The 19,601-nt window shown below is 37.6% G+C and carries 17 protein-coding genes; 14 read left to right on the forward strand and 3 right to left on the reverse strand.

The genetic code is table 11. The annotated features are described in order from the left end of the window. Window positions 1–1,059, reverse strand: a complete 1,059-nt coding sequence (locus ABH902_RS06065; protein WP_404589662.1) for a LacI family DNA-binding transcriptional regulator — start codon at window positions 1,057–1,059, stop codon at window positions 1–3. A 184-nt stretch (window positions 1,060–1,243) separates the two neighbouring features. Here ABH902_RS06065 and ABH902_RS06070 point away from each other — a divergent pair, with 184 nt between their 5' ends. The 10 genes from ABH902_RS06070 (at window position 1,244) to eno (ending at window position 13,866) form a co-directional block, all read left to right on the forward strand. Then, window positions 1,244–2,206 (forward strand): ROK family protein, encoded by a 963-nt coding sequence (locus ABH902_RS06070; RefSeq protein WP_404589663.1) that lies wholly within the window; start codon window positions 1,244–1,246, stop codon window positions 2,204–2,206. Then, window positions 2,199–4,592 carry a glycoside hydrolase family 9 protein gene (locus ABH902_RS06075; RefSeq protein WP_404589664.1) on the forward strand — a complete coding sequence of 798 codons (2,394 nt, stop codon included), beginning with the start codon at window positions 2,199–2,201 and terminating at the stop codon, window positions 4,590–4,592. Before ABH902_RS06070 ends, ABH902_RS06075 begins: the two co-directional genes overlap by 8 nt. Before the next feature lie 3 nt (window positions 4,593–4,595). Continuing rightward, a complete protein-coding gene (locus ABH902_RS06080; protein ID WP_404589665.1) occupies window positions 4,596–5,900 on the forward strand; it encodes a PTS sugar transporter subunit IIC in 1,305 nt (434 codons plus the stop codon). 117 nt (window positions 5,901–6,017) lie between these two features. Beyond that, window positions 6,018–6,794 carry an ankyrin repeat domain-containing protein gene (locus tag ABH902_RS06085; protein ID WP_404589666.1) on the forward strand — a complete coding sequence of 259 codons (777 nt, stop codon included), beginning with the start codon at window positions 6,018–6,020 and terminating at the stop codon, window positions 6,792–6,794. Between the two features lie 115 nt (window positions 6,795–6,909). Continuing rightward, window positions 6,910–7,785, forward strand: a complete 876-nt coding sequence (locus ABH902_RS06090; protein WP_404589667.1) for a YitT family protein — start codon at window positions 6,910–6,912, stop codon at window positions 7,783–7,785. Between the two features lie 324 nt (window positions 7,786–8,109). After that, window positions 8,110–9,147, forward strand: a complete 1,038-nt coding sequence (locus ABH902_RS06095) for a sugar-binding transcriptional regulator (protein ID WP_404589668.1) — start codon at window positions 8,110–8,112, stop codon at window positions 9,145–9,147. 40 nt (window positions 9,148–9,187) lie between these two features. Next, a complete protein-coding gene (gap, locus tag ABH902_RS06100; RefSeq protein ID WP_404589669.1) occupies window positions 9,188–10,189 on the forward strand; it encodes a type I glyceraldehyde-3-phosphate dehydrogenase in 1,002 nt (333 codons plus the stop codon). A gap of 126 nt (window positions 10,190–10,315) precedes the next feature. Then, entirely contained in the window at window positions 10,316–11,506 is a 1,191-nt protein-coding gene (locus ABH902_RS06105; RefSeq protein WP_404589670.1) for a phosphoglycerate kinase, read from the forward strand. A 145-nt stretch (window positions 11,507–11,651) separates the two neighbouring features. Further along, complete coding sequence (gene tpiA, locus ABH902_RS06110; RefSeq protein WP_404589671.1) at window positions 11,652–12,407, forward strand: triose-phosphate isomerase; 756 nt, start codon at window positions 11,652–11,654, stop codon at window positions 12,405–12,407. A gap of 160 nt (window positions 12,408–12,567) precedes the next feature. Next, window positions 12,568–13,866 (forward strand): phosphopyruvate hydratase, encoded by a 1,299-nt coding sequence (gene eno, locus ABH902_RS06115; RefSeq protein ID WP_404589672.1) that lies wholly within the window; start codon window positions 12,568–12,570, stop codon window positions 13,864–13,866. A 255-nt stretch (window positions 13,867–14,121) separates the two neighbouring features. Here the strand turns inward: eno and ABH902_RS06120 are convergent, their stop codons facing one another. Together ABH902_RS06120 and ABH902_RS06125 are read right to left on the reverse strand one after the other, a co-directional pair. Next, entirely contained in the window at window positions 14,122–14,889 is a 768-nt protein-coding gene (locus tag ABH902_RS06120; protein WP_404589834.1) for a LytR/AlgR family response regulator transcription factor, read from the reverse strand. A gap of 36 nt (window positions 14,890–14,925) precedes the next feature. Next, entirely contained in the window at window positions 14,926–15,891 is a 966-nt protein-coding gene (locus ABH902_RS06125) for a sensor histidine kinase (protein WP_404589673.1), read from the reverse strand. Between the two features lie 769 nt (window positions 15,892–16,660). On the opposite strand from ABH902_RS06125, the gene ABH902_RS06130 reads away from it, so the two are divergent. The 4 genes from ABH902_RS06130 (at window position 16,661) to ABH902_RS06145 (ending at window position 19,470) form a co-directional block, all read left to right on the forward strand. Then, entirely contained in the window at window positions 16,661–17,782 is a 1,122-nt protein-coding gene (locus ABH902_RS06130; protein ID WP_404589674.1) for a tyrosine-type recombinase/integrase, read from the forward strand. A gap of 155 nt (window positions 17,783–17,937) precedes the next feature. Further along, window positions 17,938–18,615: a winged helix-turn-helix domain-containing protein gene (locus ABH902_RS06135; protein ID WP_404589675.1), complete on the forward strand. Its 678-nt coding sequence runs from the start codon at window positions 17,938–17,940 to the stop codon at window positions 18,613–18,615. A gap of 236 nt (window positions 18,616–18,851) precedes the next feature. Next, window positions 18,852–19,106, forward strand: a complete 255-nt coding sequence (locus ABH902_RS06140; RefSeq protein WP_404589676.1) for a hypothetical protein — start codon at window positions 18,852–18,854, stop codon at window positions 19,104–19,106. Between the two features lie 13 nt (window positions 19,107–19,119). Continuing rightward, window positions 19,120–19,470, forward strand: coding sequence for a DUF2200 domain-containing protein (locus ABH902_RS06145; protein WP_404589677.1), 351 nt, complete (start codon window positions 19,120–19,122; stop codon window positions 19,468–19,470). Window positions 19,471–19,601: the final 131 nt, after the last annotated feature.

A 19,601-nucleotide genomic window follows, 5' to 3' on the forward strand; every position in this document is an offset into this window, starting at 1 on the left:
TTAGTTCTCCCTTTTTATGCCGCATGATTCACGAATAATCAAATCTGGAGAATGTGTTTTAAACTGCTCCACGGCTTCTTCATTAATCAATTCTAATAAGCGTTCAACGGCAATCCTGCCCAGATAAGAATTATGCTGATCGACAGTGGTAATTCGCGGTGTTTGATATTCGCCATTAGGAAACGCATCACAGCTGACCAAGGCGATGTCTTTTGGACAAGAGAGCTGATGATCCTTCAACGCTCGAAAGGCACCCAGCGCCACATGATCATTAATCGCTAAAACCGCATCCGGAAGTTCAGCTTTTTCTTGAATCAATTGCGTCATACTGTTGTAGCCATCGATGGTGTAAAAATCGCTTAAAAACAGTAAAGATTCATCGAAGGATGCATACAGCGAAACAGCTTTTTTAAAAGCAGCTACCCTTTGTGTCGTTATCTTGATGTCAGCCTCACCGCCAATAAAACCAATTGATCGATTTCCTAATGCAAGTAAATGCTGCGTAGCTAAAAAGACGCCCTTTTCCAGATCCCGTTCAACAAAATAAGCGTCACAATTCTTTTGCTGCTGTCCGACAATCAAGACTGGAATCTGGTTATTTAATTGATTCAACGCCTGTAAGTAAGCTTCATTCGGCTCATCCTTATCAATTTCTCCCCCAAGAATAATAACACCATCTACTTTTTTCTCTAAAATCGTGCGAAAAGTATTTTGTTCGGTGAAACTACTGTTTTCCTGTTTATTAGGTCCGGCGGTCATTGTATTGAAAAGTAATAAGGAATAATCAAAACGTTGACTAGCCAGTTCAATTTCAGAGACCAAAGCAGTAAAGTAGGGATTAGAAATATCAGGAACTAGTACAGCCAATGTCTGTGTTTTGTTTGATACCATTCCTCGTGCCAGCATGCTGGGCTGAAAGCCTTCTTCTTTTATAATCTTTTGAACTTTTAATCGCTTGCTGGGTGAAACGGAGGGATGATTATTTAATACCCGTGACACAGTGGAAACAGAAACGCCACTTTTTTTAGCAATTTCTTTAATTGTGATATTTTTTTTCATAGATTTGACCTCCCAGTAGTAGTTTATGCTAGTTATGAATAAAAATCAAGAATAATTTGATAACGTTACCAAAAACTTTAATTTAGGTGTTGACATGGATAAATTCATCGTATATGATGAGTTTGTCAAATAAATAAAACGCATACATTTGGTAACGTTATCAGATAGACTTAGAGGTGAAAGAATGCAAGAAACAGTTTTAGCCGTAGATTTAGGCGGCACCAAGATTCTGGTTGGAGAAGTGACCAAAGATGGAGAAATAATAGCAAGTAAGAAGTATCCATCTGATACATCCAATCAGCGGGCGGCTACGGAAAAAATTAAATCAGCCATAGCGGACTATTTGGAGGAGCATCCTTCGACGAGACAAATTACAGGAGTCGGTGTTTGCGTGGTTGGACGTGTAGACACGGAAAAAGGAGAGTGGCTGGAGATTTATCCGGGGCTGTCTGAACGCTTATTTTTAGCTCAAGAGATTGAAACTGCTTTTGGTTTTCCATGTAGTATTACGAATGATGTTTCCAGTGCTGCAATCGCAGAGAATCAGCTGGGGATAGGACGAAAAACGGATCATTTTATTTATATTAACATCGGCACCGGTATCGCTGCTCGTGTAGTATCACAAGGAAAAATCATCAGCGGCGGGCATTTTAATGCCGGAGAAGTCGGGCATATGGTTGTTGATATAACCAGTCAAGAGGAATGTCCTTGCGGCAGAAAAGGGTGTGTAGAGCTGTTTGCTTCTGGATTGGGTATGCATAAACAAGCGCTAAATGCTCATTGGCGTTATCCGGAAACGATTCTTGATATTCGCAAGGAGCGACGTATCGGTTTCGATGAATTAATGGAAGCGTATGAAAAAAAGGACGGATTAGCTCGTTATGTAGTGGATTTAGCTTTGAAATCTGCTGCTGCTTTAACCATGAACTTGGTTCGGGTGAGTGATCCTGAAGCCATTGTTTTTGGTGGAGGCGTAATGAGTAATTCTTGGTTTTTGGAAAAAATGGTAACGTTTCTAAATCCTAAAACAATCAGGTTTGTGACGAAAGGAGTAACGATTACTACGTTAGATCCACAAACAATTGCTTTGAAAGGAGCTGCTTTATTGGCAGCGAATCAAATGAACAGGAGGGATAGCTGTGGATAAATTTCAAACATCTTTAATGGAATCGGGTCTGTTACATCGTCCATTAATAGTTGATGATTGTCATTCCTATGAACAGCGACAGCTTGCTAAGGAAATAATCGAAAACTCTCAGCCTTTAATGACAAAAAATACAACTACTTGGCAGCATGAAGGTCGGGGTTCTCTTGAGGTGAGTACAGATACGGTGAAGCTTTCAGGAAGTACGCGGTATTGCGAATGGCCTGATGGGGCTCCGGCCGACGGAGATTATGTAACATTTGGCTCAATCATTGCTCGTTTACCGATTGAGCGTCAGGACTGGTCAGAATACACCCAATTAAAATGCCAAATACGACCGGAGTGCACAAATGTGGTAAATCCCAATGTAGTAATTACTTTGGAAAATGAGGGTGAAATCAAAATTCCCGATATTTATGACAGAGAAGGTACGCATGTGATTAATTTAAAAAATAATCAATGGCAGACTTGTGTGTTAGACATTAGTAACTTACCTAGAGATGTCATTACTGGCTTACGTATTGCAACAGATGCGAACGGTTCTTATATGAATCTGAAGGGAAGTATTTCTTATACTATCAAAGATTTACGCTTAGAAAAAAATAAAAATAATACTGCGGCGAAAGGCTGGCAGCCGAAAGAACAAGCGATCATTTATGCGCATAATGGCTATCACCCAGCGTTCGAAAAAACGGCTCTTATTCGTCAGGAGCAGGAATCAGCAGAATTTTTATTAAAAGAAGCAACGACACATAAAACGATAATACGCAAAGCCGTGGAACCGTTAGCGACAAGTATTGGTGCCTTTGGGTTGTTGGATTTTTCGGAAGTCAACGACACGGGTACGTATTACTTACAGGTTGGAACTATTCAAACAGAGCCCTTCAAGATTGACACGATGTATAAGCTCAACTACGAATCCATTTGGAAATCATTGAATTTTATTTTTTGTGAACGTTGTGGTTGTCCGGTTCATGGCATTCATGGGACTTGTCATGAGGATATTGTGACGGAATACAAAGGAACAACCGTTATTTTTAACGGCGGCTGGCATGATGCGGGAGATTTATCTCAACAGCTAGTTCAAACGGCCGAGGTGACAGCCAGTATTTTTGAAATGGCTGCCCAAGTTCGAGAACAGCAGCCTCAGCTTTATTTACGCTTGCTTGAGGAAGGCGAATGGGGCATTGATTTTATTTTAAAAACGCGGCTTGACGAGGGCGACCGCTTAACAAGTGCCGGCATTACTCGCTGGACGGATAATCGCTTGGGAAATATGGATGATGCTGTACCGAGAATTCATAATAGTCCATACGATAATTTTCTGATTACTGGAATTTTGGCAAAAATTGTTCTTGATTTAGAAAAGACCCACCCACTACGCGAAAAACTGTTGCAAGTCATAAAGGAAGATTATGGCTACGCCTATGAAGGGTTTAAAAAAGCGCCATTTACACATGATCCTGTTTTTTGGGAGCATACGTACAACACCTCAAAAAGCACCTTTTTAGCCACTCTTTCTTGGACTGCCGCTTTGCTGTTTCAGCTGACAACGGAGCCTTCTTATAAAAAGCAGGCGCTGGACTGGTTTGAAGCACTTCTGGCTTGTCAGGAAAGCCAGGGAATTTTACTGAATAATGGTACAAAATTAAAAGGAATGTTTTATCGGGATGAGACGCACAAAGTCTTTCAGCATTTTAATCATCAAGCACGTGAACATATTTTTGCCCAGGCCTTTGAAGAAATGCTGCGGGCTTTTCCGACGCATGAACAGGTCGGATTATGGCAGCAGCGTGCGGAAGCTTATGGAGAGTATCTAGTCTTTTTAAAGGAATTTACAGCACCGTATCCTATGTTTGCCAGCGGGATTTATCGCGCAGATGAATGGCAGGAGCAGGAAAGCTTTTATCGGCAGCATTTGCTAGTGGATAAAGAGGCTGAAACTGCGTATCAGGAACAGCTGCTGCATGGAGTGAAGATTGGTTCTGATTTATATATCAAGCGTTTTCCAGTTTGGTTTTCATTTAGAGGCAACAATGGTGTGCTCTTATCGATGGGCATCAGTGCAGCTATTATCGGACGTCTGACTAATAATCGCTCATTGCTGGAAATGGCTCATGGGCAGTTACATTGGCTGATCGGTAAAAACCCTTTTGGGCAATCGATGATGTATGGAGAAGGCTATGATTATCCACAGCAATACTCTGTCTCTTCTGGAGAAATGATGGGCGAGCTGCCTGTAGGAATGCAGACCTTTGGAAATGAGGATGAGCCATACTGGCCGCAGTTCAATAATGCTACCTACAAAGAAGTTTGGGTTGGGATTGCCGGAAAATGGCTATCATTAACAGCAGAATTAAGCAAATATGATTCAGTTAAAGGAGAATAAATAATGGATAAAGGATCAATGTTCAATAAAGAAGCGTTGGGAGAAAAAATTGCTTTTTATGCAGACAAAATTGCCACCAATCGCTTCATCGCCGCCATTCGTGATGCATTTGCGAGTACGATTCCAATCACGATTGCTGCTGCTCTTTTCTTGTTAATCAACAATGTTTTACTGGCACCAGACACAGGTCTTTTGCGAAATATGCCCGGACATGCATTAATTGCTGAGATTGGAGACCAGGTCTATAATGGTACGCTCGGTGTTTTGGGATTGATGGTGACCTTTTTAATTGGTCTGCGTTTGGCAAAATCTTATGGTAGCGACGGTGCTTTAGAGGCTATTATTGCTTTAGCCTGCTACGTGACTTTAGTTCCGAATGTGATCAATGTGACTGGTTTGGATGGGAAGGATATACAAGCTGCTGGAGCCTTGACGCAAACATATACGAGCGCTTCAGCGATGCTCTTAGGAATTATTGCTGCGATTGTCAGTGTTCCATTAGTGGTGAAGCTTTCAGCAAATAGTAAATTGAAGATAAAAATGCCTGACAGTGTACCGCCGGCTATCGCAAAATCTTTCAACAATCTGATTCCCGCTATTTTTACAGTTTCCTTATTTGCAATTTTTGAAGTAACTTTACGAACACTTAGCGGACATACTGTTCCAGAAGTCGTGGTTACTATACTTCAAGCGCCATTAGTGGGTGGTTTTCAAACGTTGCCCGGAATCTTGTCTTATGTCTTTTTATCAACCTTCGTCTTTATTTTCGGGATTCATGGCGCCTTCGTTTTCGGAGCCATTTCAAGTCCTATTCTTTTGGCTTCTCTACAACAAAATATTGAGGCTATTCAAGCAGGAGCAGGTGCGCCAAATATCGTGACACAGCCCTTTTTAGATGCTTATGTTTACATGGGCGGTGGTGGTACAATGATTTGTCTGGTGATCGCTGTTTTGATTTGGTCAAAACGTGATGATCAGCGAATGATTGCTAAGCTAGGCGGGGTTTCAAGTTTATTTAACATTAGTGAACCCATGATGTTTGGTTTGCCGATTGTCTTTAATCCAGTATATGCGATTCCATTTTGTATTGTTCCAATGGTTTCAACAATTGTTGCTTATATAGCTACCAGTCTGCAGCTGGTTTCGCCTACTTATATCTTAGTGCCTTGGGTAACTCCGCCAATTTTATCAGGTTATTTGGCTACTGCCGGAGATTTTCGAGCAGCGCTATTGCAAGTAGTAATTATTGTTATTGGTACATTGATTTATATGCCGTTTGTTCTTTTTTCCAATAAAGTTAAGGATTAATCCTACGATAGATAGTTTAGGAGTAGAGTGCAAGACACTCTGCTCTTTTTTGGTAGGCTCAATTAGTTGTTTATATTGCGTTTCTATACTAAATTGGATACAAGAAGGGGTGGTGTGATGAAACGAAACTACTGGATCTTAGTGGCTGCTTGTCTGATTCCTGTAATAGCCGGCTGTCAGCAGCAAGCCACCACTAATTCATCTGAAAAGGAGCGTCAAACAATGACTAAAGCACGTTCAGAACAAACAAATGAACCGATCTCATCTACACAAGAAAGTATTTCAGACACAACTGCTCATTTTGCTGCGGGTTCTTTACTGGAAGCTGTCAGCAACAATAACTTGGTTTCTGTTCAAGCGATCCTTAAAAGCAGCGATTATCCGATTAATGAAACCAATAACCAAGGAGAAAGTCCACTCTTAATCGCAACTCACAAAAATTATATAGAAATCGCCAAAGCCCTGATCGACGCTGGAGCTGATATTAATCAGCAGGATCACTTATCCGACAGTTCTTATCTTTATGCAAGCGCACAAGGGAAAACGGAAATTCTTAAATATATGCTGGACAAAAGCAATCCCGATCAACAGAAGGTGAATCGTTTTGGCGGTAATGCCTTAATTCCTGCTGCGGAAAAGGGGCATTTGGCTAATGTGAAATTACTGCTGCAGGATGGACAGGTAAACATTAATCATCAAAACAATTATGGTTATACTGCCTTGATTGAAGCAGTAGCTTTGCGGGACGGGTCAAGCGTTTATCAGGAAATTATTACAGAATTACTGAACGCCGGTGCCGATAAAAGCTTACGGGATAACACTGGCACAACGGCGGAGGATTATGCCAAAAGTTTAGGTTATTCAGAAATGCAGGAGATTTTGGCAGCCTATTGATCTTTTAAAAAAATATGATTCTTTTATGTGAATTCAGCGATTGTGCTTTTTTTCTCACGCCAAAGCACGTATAATAAAACACAAATCAACTTTGATGAAGTGAGGCTGCTTTTATATGAAAAAATTCTTTGGAAGTTTACCTGTCGGCGATTATACGACCAAACTTTCAGTATCTATTGTTTATGCCATCTTAGCATCTGTAGCGATGAATTTCTTTTATCAACCGGGAAATATATACTCCAGCGGAATTACCGGGCTGGCGCAAATCCTGACAACCTTGTCTACAAAGCTGGTGGGCTTTAAAATTCCGGTTTCGATTACCTTGTATTTGCTGAATGTGCCATTGTTTTTTGTTGCGTGGCTTAAAATCGGTAAGAAATTTACCGTTTTTACATTTTTAACGGTAACCTTAACCTCGATTTTTATGCAAATTGTGCCTCAAACGGTTTTATCAAATGATCCGATTATTTGCGCGATCTTCGGTGGGGCTGTGATGGGCTCCGGCATTGGCTTTGCGCTGAAAAACGGGCTGTCTTCAGGTGGCTTGGATATCTTTAGTATTACGATTCGTAAGAAAACAGGGCGTTCGGTTGGCTCTATTTCCATGTATTTTAACGGTTTGATTATTTTTGTGGCGGGCTATTTGTTTGGCTGGCAGTATATGTTTTATAGTGCCTTGTCCATTTTTGTCAGCGGAAAAGTAACAGATGCGGTCTACACGAAGCAAAAGAAAATGCAGGTAATGATTATTACAAAAAATCCAGATGCCGTGATTGATGGCATTCAAAATAAGATGCGCAGAGGAATCACGATTATTCATGAAGCAGAGGGAGCGTATCGGCACGATAAGCAAACGTTGTTGTTGACTGTTGTAACACGGTTTGAATTGCCGGCTTTGGAAGCGGCAATGAAAGAAGCAGATCCTTCTGCCTTTGTCAGTATTTCTGATAATGTGAAAATCCTCGGACGCTTTTATGAAGAAGAGCTGTAAATTTTCATATAAAAATAGCCGTTTAAAAAGTGAAAACAGCGCGACTGTTCAAGGTTGCGCTGTTTATTTTTTTGCGAAAAAGAACCTGAGATCATTGGGATTCATACGTTTTACTCAGTCAGATGAGAGTTTCAAAAAAATAATCGCTTTTTCTTGAAAAGAATAATGAAAACTGTTAAACTATGTTTGTAAGATTGAAGGACACTTTTAAGACTGTTGAAAGAATTTAACAAGGTAAAAGCTGAACTCAATTTTATTTTTTTAAAGTTCATAGGTCGTTTTTAGTCTTACTTGGACATATTTAGACCAACAAAGGAGCGCATCATGCTAGATGAATTAAAAATGATTGAAGCTGTTGCTCCAGACTTGCTAGATGTAATGCAGGAAAGGTTTCATATTCTTCGTAATATATACTGGATGCAGCCTATTGGACGTAGAAGTTTATCAGACAGTATGGGAATCACAGAACGTGTCTTGAGGACCGAGACGGATTTCTTGAAGCAACAACAGCTGATTAAAACTTCTAAAAGCGGAATGACATTGACTGAAAAAGGCTTGGAGGCCTATCAAGGATTAGAATCAATGATGAATCAATTACTTGGTATGCACCAAATCGAAAAAGAAATCAGTCAATACTTTGGAATACATCGTTGTATTGTTGTTGCCGGAAATAGTGATATTCAGGAAAAAGTTCTTTATGAATTTGGCGATGTTTTAACTGAATCACTGGACTTGCTTTTACCGGAAGGCAATAATATTATCGCTGTTATGGGCGGAACGACGATGGCAGTCACTGCTGAACACTTAGGAACATTGGAAACGGAAAAGCGTCATAACTTATTCGTTCCTGCAAGAGGTGGTATCGGCGAAGCAATGTCGGTTCAGGCTAATTCTGTTAGTGCAGTAATGGCCAGTAATACTGGCGGACATCATAGAGCCTTGTATGTCCCGGAGCAATTAAGCTCTGAAACATATAAATCTTTATTACAGGAACCTTCGATTCAAGAGGTGCTGACATTAATTGAACAAAGCAACTGTGTGGTTCATAGTATCGGCAGAGCTCTGCACATGGCGGCGCGCCGCAAGATGTCAGATGAAGAAATGGTCATGCTGAAGCAAAACAATGCAGTAGCAGAATCTTTCGGCTATTTTTTTGATGAAGAAGGAGAAGTCGTCTATAAGATCCCGCGGATTGGACTTCAATTAAAAGATGTCCAAAAAATTCCCAATGTTGTCGCAATTGCCGGCGGAAAGACAAAAGCCAAAGCTATTCACGCATACATGAAAAACGCACCAAAACAAACGTGGCTCATCACTGATGAAGCTGCAGCAAACGAGATTTTAAAAGGGGCGACCCTTTAAAATAAAAAAATTTTTGATTTTCATAAGGAGGAAATCTTTAATGACAGTTAAAGTAGGTATTAATGGATTTGGACGTATCGGACGCTTAGCATTCCGTCGTATCCAAGATGTAGCAGGAATCGAAGTAGTAGCAATCAACGACTTAACAGACGCTAAAATGTTGGCTCACTTGTTAAAATATGACACAACTCAAGGACGTTTCAACGGAACAGTTGAAGTTCACGAAGGTTCTTTCAACGTTAACGGTAAAGAAGTAAAAGTTCTTGCTAACCGTAACCCAGAAGAATTACCTTGGGGCGAACTAGGTGTAGATATCGTTCTTGAATGTACTGGTTTCTTCACTTCAAAAGAAAAAGCAGAATTACACTTAAAAGCTGGTGCTAAACGTGTTGTTATCTCTGCACCAGGCGGAAACGATGTACCAACAATCGTTTACAACACAAACCATGATATCTTAACTGGTAAAGAAACAGTTATCTCAGGTGCTTCATGTACTACTAACTGTTTAGCTCCTATGGCTAAAGCTTTACAAGACAACTTTGGTGTTGTTGAAGGACTTATGACAACAATTCACGCTTACACTGGTGACCAAATGACTCTTGATGGACCACACCCTAAAGGTGACTTCCGTCGTGCACGCGCTGCAGCTGCAAACATCGTTCCTAACACAACTGGTGCTGCTAAAGCAATCGGCTTAGTAATTCCAGAATTAAACGGTAAATTAGACGGTGCTGCTCAACGTGTTCCAGTTGCAACTGGTTCATTAACTGAATTAGTAACTGTATTAGAAAAAGAAGTAACTGTTGACGAAATCAATGCAGTAATGGAAAAAGCTGCAAATGAATCATACGGCTACAACACAGACGAAATCGTTTCTTCTGATATCGTAGGTATGACTTTCGGTTCATTATTTGATGCAACTCAAACAAAAGTAATGACTGTTGGCGGCAAACAATTAGTGAAAACTGTTGCTTGGTATGACAACGAAATGTCTTATACTGCACAATTAGTTCGTACTTTAGAATACTTCGCTAACCTATAAGAAGTTCTTATCATTAGTGAAATCTGAACAGTTGTGAAATAATAAGCGGGGAAGCAACGCGCTTCTCCGCTTTTATTATGTTAAAAAGATACCTAAAAAACTTTATTTAGATAGGAGTACTCCACAATGGCTAAAAAGACAATCAAAGATATCGATTTAAAAGATAAAAAAGTGCTTGTCCGTGTTGATTTCAACGTGCCTTTGAAAAATGGCGTTATCACAAACGATAACCGTATTGTCGCTGCCTTGCCAACAATTAAATACGTAATTGACAATGGCGGTAAAGCAATTCTATTTTCTCACCTAGGACGTGTGAAAACAGAAGCGGATAAAGAAGGCAAATCATTAAAACCAGTAGCAGAACGTTTAGGCGAATTATTGGGCAAACCAGTGACTTTTGTTTCTGAAACTCGTGGTACTGAATTAGAAACAGCTGTTAATAACATGAAAGACGGCGACGTTTTAGTCTTTGAAAACACTCGTTTTGAAGATATTGACGGCAAAAAAGAAAGCGGCAATGATGCTGAATTAGGTAAATACTGGGCTTCTTTAGGCGATGTTTTTGTAAACGATGCTTTCGGTACAGCTCACCGCGCGCATGCTTCTAATGTAGGGATCGCTTCAACTGGTATCCCAACTGTAGCCGGCTTCTTAATGGAAAAAGAAATCAAATTTGTCGGTGAAGCAGTCACTGCACCAAAACGTCCTTTCGTGGCAATCTTAGGTGGCGCAAAAGTTTCTGACAAAATTGGCGTTATCGAAAACCTAATCGCTAAAGCAGATAAAATTCTGATCGGCGGCGGTATGACGTATACATTCTATAAAGCAAAAGGCATGAATATTGGTAAATCTTTAGTTGAAGAAGATAAAGTGGCATTAGCAAAAGAATTAATTGAAAAAGCAGGCGACAAATTGGTCTTACCAATTGATTCTGTAACCGCAGCTGAATTTTCAAATGACGTACCAACAGAAATCCATACAGGCGATGTTCCTGACGGACAAATGGGATTAGACATCGGTCCTGACACAATTGCTTTATTCGCTAAAGAATTAGAAGGTGCAAAAACAGTTGTTTGGAACGGACCAATGGGCGTGTTTGAAATGAGCAACTTCGCCAAAGGAACAATCGGTGTCTGTGAAGCAATTGCTAACCTTGAAGGTGCAACAACTATCATCGGCGGCGGCGATTCAGCTGCAGCAGCAATCCAGTTAGGCTTTGCCGATAAATTTACCCACATCTCAACAGGTGGCGGTGCTAGCTTAGAATTACTAGAAGGTAAAGAATTACCTGGTCTAGCTGCCATTAATGATAAATAAAAAGCATATAATTTTGTATTATTGGATCGAACCTGTCGGGCTTCAAAAAAAGGAATTCCGATAGGTGTGATCAATAAGCGAAGAGGGGCTTTTTACAGAGCGTTTCACCCATTCATCCTAAAAAAGATAAGGAAGTGTTTTTTTCATGCGTAAACCAATTATCGCTGGTAACTGGAAAATGAACAAAACTTTAGCAGAAGCACAAAGCTTTGCTGAAGCAGTAAAAAATGCTGTTCCATCAAATGATGTCGTTGATTCAGTGATTGGATCTCCAGCATTATTTCTAGCGCCTTTAGCTTGGAGCCTAAAAGACTCTCAAGTTCAATTAGCCGCTCAAAACTGCTACTGGGAAAATTCAGGCGCGTTCACTGGTGAAAACTCACCAGCTGCAATCGCTGATCTAGGTGTTCAATACGTGATTATCGGTCACTCTGAACGTCGTGAATATTTCCATGAAACAGACGAAGACATTAACAAAAAAGCCAAAGCTATTTTTGCCAACAACATGACGCCAATCTTCTGCTGCGGCGAAACTTTAGAAACTTATGAAGCTGGTAAAACAGCAGAATGGATCGAAGGTCAAATCACTAATGGTTTAGTTGGTTTAACGAACGAGCAAGTTGCTTCAATGGTGATTGCTTATGAACCAATCTGGGCAATCGGTACTGGTAAATCAGCTGACGCTAACATTGCAGATGAAATCTGCGGCGTTGTTCGTTCAACCGTTGAAAAATTATACGGTAAAGAAGTATCAGAAGCAGTTCGTATCCAATACGGCGGCTCTGTAAAACCGGAAAATATTGCTGAATATATGGCAAAAGAAAACGTTGACGGCGCATTAGTCGGCGGTGCCAGCTTAGAAGCTGACTCTTTCTTAGCTCTTTTAGAAGCAGTAAAATAAGCCTTCTTAAGTAAAGATACGCATTATTGGAACAAATCCATGAATAAACGATGAAATCTGCAAAAAAATGTTTGCAACATTTTCGTTAATTCACTACAATCATAATTAAGGGAAATCGAATCCCCTTAGTATAAAAACAAACTCAAAGGAGAGACAAAACATGTCAATTATTACTGATGTTTACGCTCGCGAGATCTTAGACTCACGCGGTAACCCAACAATCGAAGTAGAAGTATACACAGAAAGCGGTGCTTTCGGCCGTGGGATGGTTCCTTCAGGTGCTTCAACTGGTGAATACGAAGCCGTTGAATTACGTGACGGCGACAAAGCTCGTTATGGCGGAAAAGGCGTAACTAAAGCTGTTGACAACGTAAACAATATCATTGCAGAAGCAATCATCGGCTATGATGTTCGTGACCAAATGGCGATCGACAAAGCAATGATCGAATTAGATGGAACTCCTAACAAAGGTAAATTAGGCGCAAACGCTATTCTTGGTGTTTCAATCGCTGTAGCTCGTGCTGCTGCTGATTACCTAGAAGTACCTTTATACCACTACCTAGGCGGATTCAATACTAAAGTATTACCAACTCCAATGATGAACATCATCAATGGCGGATCACATGCGGACAACAGCATTGACTTCCAAGAATTCATGATTATGCCTGTAGGTGCGCCTACATTCAAAGAAGCTTTACGTATGGGTGCGGAAGTATTCCACGCTTTAGCTGCAATCTTAAAATCACGCGGCTTGGCAACTTCAGTAGGTGACGAAGGTGGTTTCGCTCCTAACTTGGGTTCTAACGAAGAAGGCTTTGAAGTAATTATCGAAGCAATCGAAAAAGCTGGCTATGTACCTGGTAAAGACGTTGTTCTTGCTATGGATGCTGCTTCTTCAGAATTCTACGATAAAGAAAAAGGCGTTTACGTTTTAGCTGATTCAGGCGAAGGCGAAAAAACAACTGAAGAAATGATCGCGTTCTACGAAGAATTAGTTTCTAAATACCCAATCATTTCAATCGAAGACGGCTTAGACGAAAACGACTGGGACGGATTCAAAAAATTAACTGAAGTATTAGGCGACAAAGTTCAATTAGTTGGTGACGATTTATTCGTAACAAACACTCAAAAATTAGCTGAAGGTATCGAAAAAGGTATCGCTAACTCAATCCTAATCAAAGTTAACCAAATCGGTACTTTGACAGAAACATTTGAAGCAATCGAAATGGCGAAAGAAGCTGGCTACACTGCAGTTGTATCTCACCGTTCAGGCGAAACAGAAGATTCAACAATCTCTGATATCGCTGTTGCAACAAACGCTGGCCAAATCAAAACTGGTTCTCTATCACGTACTGACCGTATTGCAAAATACAACCAATTATTACGTATCGAAGACCAATTAGGCGAAGTTGCTGAATACAAAGGGTTGAAATCTTTCTACAACTTAAAAAATAAATAATTCAATTATAAAACGTTCAAAGGGACAGTGAATTAGTGATTCATTCTCCTTATACTCTGACACAAGGTTGAGCCAAAAGTCGTTTAGGTTCGAGCAATTGGAGTAAAAGATGACCAATATGTTTTTGATATTGATCGTCTTTTATGAAATTGCCGAAGAACCTGACTTTGGGCCACCGTTTATTCGTAAGTAGTGGGCGGGACAAAACTGTTTTTTTAGTTTTGTCCCGCCTATTTTTGTGCAAAAAAAGAACGATCAGATTTTGACCGCTCTTTTTTTTATGAACTTGTTTAATTTTTCAACAATACTTGTTCCTACAAATAGCTCATCGCCGTTATTGAACACTACGATGCCTTCTATACGATTGTAGGATTTTATGTAGTTTAGATTAAGAATCACTGATTTAGCCTTTAGAAAGAAAATGTCGGGGTTTAAATGGGCTTTAAAATCAGAAAGCTTTCCATTACAAATATCTTCAGAATACAACGTCTTTAAAACGACCTTTCCGCGCCAATCTTTGATCGAAGTGATATAGACGATATCAGAAATGTTGATCGGATAGTTTTCTGTTCCTATTTTCACAATCAATGAGCTGCCTTTATCTAAAATAAGGTTTGATTCTATTTCTACTTTTTTTAACGTTTCTTGCAGCTCAGCTTTAAAGAACTGATCAGATTCTACAGGTTTTACTAAATAAGCAAACAGATCGATATGAGAATTTATTGCTTCAATGCTTAATGTAGGGTCACTGGTAAGAAAAACCAGCTTAACATTTTTGTCTAGCTTTCTCAGCTCACGTGCTAAATCAAATCCAGTAAAATAGGTGCGCAAATGAATGTCTATAATGAATAAACTTCCTGATTTAAAAGAAAAATCTGCGAGGTTCTCATATAATTCAATATAATTTAAAATTGGATAGGGCATAAAGTTCAGTAGTACACTTTTTTTTGAAAAATCATCAATCGTTATTTGGATTTCTTTCATATGAGAGAGATTATCTTCAATTATGTATACATCAATCACACTTTTCAAAACATCACCTTCAGTCAATTATCTAATTCAAATATTCGTATTTTCTATTGTAAGTGTGGCAGTGTAAAGGCTTTTAGAAGCTTGTATGGTAAAATCAAGATTCTTATACCTTTTTACGATCTTTTTAATGATGTATAAGCCTTTGCCTTGATGATCCGCTTTAGTAGTGTAACCATTTTGAGCAAGTGATGCTAGCGGAACAGTATTAATTAACGTATTTCGGACAATAAAGGTGACTTTATTTTTTTCACTTGAGATCGTTACCTGTAATTGCCCCTGCTCTTGTTTTAATAACTCTTCTTTAGCGTTCGTTAATAGGATCGATAAGCAACGGACAAAATCGATCAAATTAATATCCAATTGAATAATCTTACTTTTAACCAATAAACTAAAAGGAATATCTTTTTGCGCCATTTCTTCGCCGAAAGAGGCAAGAACAGATTGGATGGGTAAAATATGGATTCTTTCGAGCTGCGAATAATATTCTGACACTAAAACTGGGGAAGAGTAATCAATAATCTTAGCTACATATTGTTTAGAAGCTTCTATTTCATCACTTTCCAAATATCCGGAGATACTTCGCAAAATATCCTTATAATCATGACGAAATTCCTGAGTCGTTTCGTATTGGGCTTTAATAGCTTCTAAAGTTCTATTAAGCTGCTGACATTCTTTTTCTCTATTGTAAGAAAGGACAGTTCGATAAATAGTATAACAAAACAAAAGACTGTTTAAAATTAAATAAAGTAAACTAAATAAAAATGAAGTGGTATGAGCAGGATACATCAGCTCTTGGTGGATCACAATCATCAAATAATAGAGAATAAAAATAATAGTCGACAGCAGAATATTATTTTTTTCAATGGTAGCGAAAGCAGTAACTATTTCAAATTTATCTGCTAGATAGTGAATAATCCAACAGATTGCAATTAATATGGCACAACCAAGAAACATAAATAGATAAAAAAACAAATTATTCATTTGTAATTTCATATTAAGAATAATTCTCGGCAGATCAAAGGTACAGAAAGAAACTACTAATAGCAAGGTATAAGAGGTTATTAGCGATAAAAGAGCAATTAGAAAATTGCGATAATTTCTATAAACCAACCAAGCTTGGAAAAGCAAGAAAAATATGAGAATTATATATTTAAATTCGAATATGGAAAAAACTTTTATAAAGTAAGTACTAAGTACGAATAGTGACAATAGTATTGTCTGTCTTTTATGTAAGAAAATATGATATTGTATTCCCCATAATAATATAAGAGAATAAGTAATTTGTGATAAAAATACAAGACCTATGCTGTGCAAGGGACATCATCCTTAAAAATATGCTTAGAGCATAACTATTATTTTTTTTATTATTGGTTTTGTTATCAGTAGTTTTTTCTATTTATTATTTTATTTTATACTAGTATACAACTTTTTTTCAATATTTGTTTGAAAAAATTACATCAAATCTCATTTTATATGCATAAAATTGGATTTTTCATTTTTTTATTGGGGTAATCTAAAAGAGGTCAGAATCTTATTCTGACCTCTAAATTCGTAATTCTTTTACAATTATGTAACCGATATGAGTAGGATTTTTATCTCACAAAGTAATAATATCAATTGGATAAACAAGAGTCAATTCATTTTTTTATCAAAATTATTTGGAAAAGTAAAAAAATATAAGAATTTTTATTGTTTTTTATCCGAGTTGAAATTATTAGCCGTCAAAATATCGTAATTACTTTGATTAAAAGGATGTGTTTGAATGACAAATAAAGGAGAGAATATTTATAAACGTAAAGATGGACGATGGGAAGGACGGTATATTAAATCTAGAAATGGTTCTGGAAAAATTATCTATGGTTCTGTCTATGGAAAGAAATACTCAGAAGTAAAAGACAAGTTGGTTATGATTAAAGCAAAACATTTTGAAGGAAATTCGAAAAGAATACAACCTTACAGTGGTACTTTTCAAGATTGGATTCAATATTGGATGTCAACGGAGGTTCGAAATAATGTAAAAATAACAACTTATTCTGCCTATTCTAGACTGATAGATAAGCATATTATTCCAATTCTGGGGGAACGAATTGTAAGTAAAATTCAAATTAAGGATTTGCAGAATTTTGTTTATGACTTACAGGACAAAGGATTATCCGCAGGTTCTATAAAGAATATCTTCAATATTGTTAATATGTGCATGAAATCAGCCAAAAGATACGGTTATGTTTCAGAAAATCTGTGTGCATACGCCATTCTCCCGAAGCTGGAAAGAAAAGAAATAGAAGTGCTGACGAGGGAACAACAGCAAAAATTGGAAAGAGTTGCTATACAAGAAAGCACCTGTTCTCCAGTAATTTTAAGCTTATATTCTGGAATGAGAATTGGCGAAATCAGTGGATTAAAATGGGAGGATATTGATTTTGAATCTGATCTAATTTATGTGAAACGTACAATTTCAAGAATCATTGATGAAAATTCGGCAATAAAAAAAACAAAATTAATTGAAGGACCACCGAAAACGAGCTGTTCAATCAGAAAGATTCCGCTTGCTAGAAATTTACGTGATTATTTACTGGAAAAAAAGCAAAATTCAACTTCAGAATATGTCATCGAGAACGAAAACGGTGTAACTGAGCCAAGGACGATCACGAATCGCTTGAAAAAGAACTTAGAAGAATCAGAGCTGGACCATATTAATTTTCATTTATTAAGGCATACTTTTGCAACAAGATGCTTGGAGAAAAATGTTGATATTGCTAGCTTAAGTAAAATTTTGGGCCATCAGTCAATAAAAATGACGTTAGATACTTATGCAAACTCATTAATGGAAACCAGACGAATTGCTATTTCAAAATTGGACGATCTGTTTTCAAATATAAAATAGCCGTCAAAAAAATGGTAGAAATCGTTATTTAGACTATGTAATACAAGCAATTTGAAGCAGTATTTCGTAATTGTAAAAGAATTACGAAAAAAAATATAGTAATATGTTTCTTTAAATTAAGAATATAAATAAATCAATAATGAGGGGGTTATTCGATGAAATTAGGAGTAGTTAGTAGCGATTTGGACACGTTAAACACTTTAGAAGATAAAAGTAGATCAAATTATCATTTTTCATTCGAATTTTGCAATATGCTTTCACCAAAACAATTGGAAGAAATTGAGGGAGTACTCATTTTCAAAGATGAAAAAATCGGTATTAGAGACGTTTGTGAGTGGATGCTGAAAGCAGTAGGGGTTAAGCTACCAGTTTGGATTGTTGGGGATGATAAAAATCGCGAAGAACGCATTATTTATTTACAAATGGGCGCTATGGGAATTTTTGGTCATGATTATTTACCAGAAGAAATTTTATTATCAATTAAAAATAATCAAGTCCATTTAGTAGAAGAAGCTTTAGTAGAAGAAGTCAAAGAAATAAAACTGAATTCACAAAATTGTAGTGTTGTCTTTAATCAAAATGAAATTGAGCTTACTAGAATTGAATACAAAGTAATGGACTTGTTGTTCCAAAATAAAAAAGCGGTTTGTACATATGAACAAATAGCCGAACAAGTATGGATTGGTGAAGTTACTGAATATAAAGCACAGATTGCCAATATTATTTCGCATATTCGAAATAAATTTGTAAAATACAATCAAAGTTATCCTGAAAGTATTAAGACGGTTCGGTCGCGCGGCTATTTATTTGATGATTCAATGATCAAATGGTAATTGGCATGAGAATTGCTTAGGCCATTGGTTTGGATTAAGTTATTAGCTACGTAATTATAAAGTATATAATATTATAATTAATTAGAAACTGTAAACAACTTTTGTTTGCAGTTTTTTTGTAAATAAACGATAAATTTTTTAATAGAAATAGTAGAAATATTCTGCTGCCTGATTTAATTGTAAGTTTCCATTTTTTGAATTATTCAGTATACTATAGTTATTGGAGGTATTTTGTTATGATTTATTTAGTAAATACCGTAATAATAGTTATTCTTTTATATCTTAGTTTGACGAATAGAAATAAACGAGAAAATAAAGTGATTGAGAAAAAGGTTCCCGTTAAAAGGTTGTCACTTGATGAAAGGCTGAAGCAAGAAAAAGAAGAAAATCTGGTAAAATTGGTTTTGGTTCTTACAGAGATAGAAAAAAAGACTGCTGTGCAGCTAGTAACAATTATTGACAATTTAAAGCAAACAAAAACAATTGATTGAGAGGATATCGGTTATGAGTAAACCAAAAATTTTTGCAATGGCATTTAGTAGTGTTTACCCGCTATATATTAAAAAGGCCGAAAAGAAAAACCGGACAAAATCAGAAGTGGATGAAATTATTTTTTGGTTAACTGGCTATGATCAAGCGGGGCTGCAGCGTCAACTTGATGAACAGGTGGATTTTGAAACATTTTTTGCAGAAGCACCGCAGCTTAATCCAAATGCATCTTTGATTAAAGGCGTAATATGCGGATATCGGGTAGAAGAGATTGAAGATGCTCTCATGCAAAAGATTCGTTATCTAGACAAATTAATTGATGAGCTGGCAAAAGGTAAAAAAATGGAAAAAATTCTGCGCAAGTAAAGCGACAAAAGCGCGATTTTTTTGGTGCGAACCTTAAGTGCCCATAAAAAGTCTGAGGGATTCGCACCACTTTTTGCTTAAAAATGTATAATAAATCGTACGTTTTCTCATTATAATTTAATATTAAAGAA

It is taken from the genome of Enterococcus sp. UD-01 (assembly GCF_044909655.1).
Taxonomy (GTDB): Bacteria; Bacillota; Bacilli; order Lactobacillales; family Enterococcaceae; genus Enterococcus_L.

Excerpts from the sequence above, each read along its gene's own strand:
- ABH902_RS06130 (WP_404589674.1), top strand. The coding sequence starts at position 16,661 with ATGACAAATAAAGGAGAGAATATTTATAAACGTAAAGATGGACGATGG.
- ABH902_RS06080 (WP_404589665.1), top strand. The coding sequence starts at position 4,596 with ATGGATAAAGGATCAATGTTCAATAAAGAAGCGTTGGGAGAAAAAATT.
- ABH902_RS06095 (WP_404589668.1), top strand. The coding sequence starts at position 8,110 with ATGCTAGATGAATTAAAAATGATTGAAGCTGTTGCTCCAGACTTGCTA.
- ABH902_RS06070 (WP_404589663.1), top strand. The coding sequence starts at position 1,244 with ATGCAAGAAACAGTTTTAGCCGTAGATTTAGGCGGCACCAAGATTCTG.
- tpiA (WP_404589671.1), top strand. The coding sequence starts at position 11,652 with ATGCGTAAACCAATTATCGCTGGTAACTGGAAAATGAACAAAACTTTA.
- gap (WP_404589669.1), top strand. The coding sequence starts at position 9,188 with ATGACAGTTAAAGTAGGTATTAATGGATTTGGACGTATCGGACGCTTA.
- ABH902_RS06145 (WP_404589677.1), top strand. The coding sequence starts at position 19,120 with ATGAGTAAACCAAAAATTTTTGCAATGGCATTTAGTAGTGTTTACCCG.
- ABH902_RS06135 (WP_404589675.1), top strand. The coding sequence starts at position 17,938 with ATGAAATTAGGAGTAGTTAGTAGCGATTTGGACACGTTAAACACTTTA.
- ABH902_RS06105 (WP_404589670.1), top strand. The coding sequence starts at position 10,316 with ATGGCTAAAAAGACAATCAAAGATATCGATTTAAAAGATAAAAAAGTG.
- ABH902_RS06140 (WP_404589676.1), top strand. The coding sequence starts at position 18,852 with ATGATTTATTTAGTAAATACCGTAATAATAGTTATTCTTTTATATCTT.
- ABH902_RS06125 (WP_404589673.1), bottom strand. The coding sequence starts at position 15,891 with ATGAAATTACAAATGAATAATTTGTTTTTTTATCTATTTATGTTTCTT.
- ABH902_RS06085 (WP_404589666.1), top strand. The coding sequence starts at position 6,018 with ATGAAACGAAACTACTGGATCTTAGTGGCTGCTTGTCTGATTCCTGTA.
- ABH902_RS06090 (WP_404589667.1), top strand. The coding sequence starts at position 6,910 with ATGAAAAAATTCTTTGGAAGTTTACCTGTCGGCGATTATACGACCAAA.
- eno (WP_404589672.1), top strand. The coding sequence starts at position 12,568 with ATGTCAATTATTACTGATGTTTACGCTCGCGAGATCTTAGACTCACGC.
- ABH902_RS06065 (WP_404589662.1), bottom strand. The coding sequence starts at position 1,059 with ATGAAAAAAAATATCACAATTAAAGAAATTGCTAAAAAAAGTGGCGTT.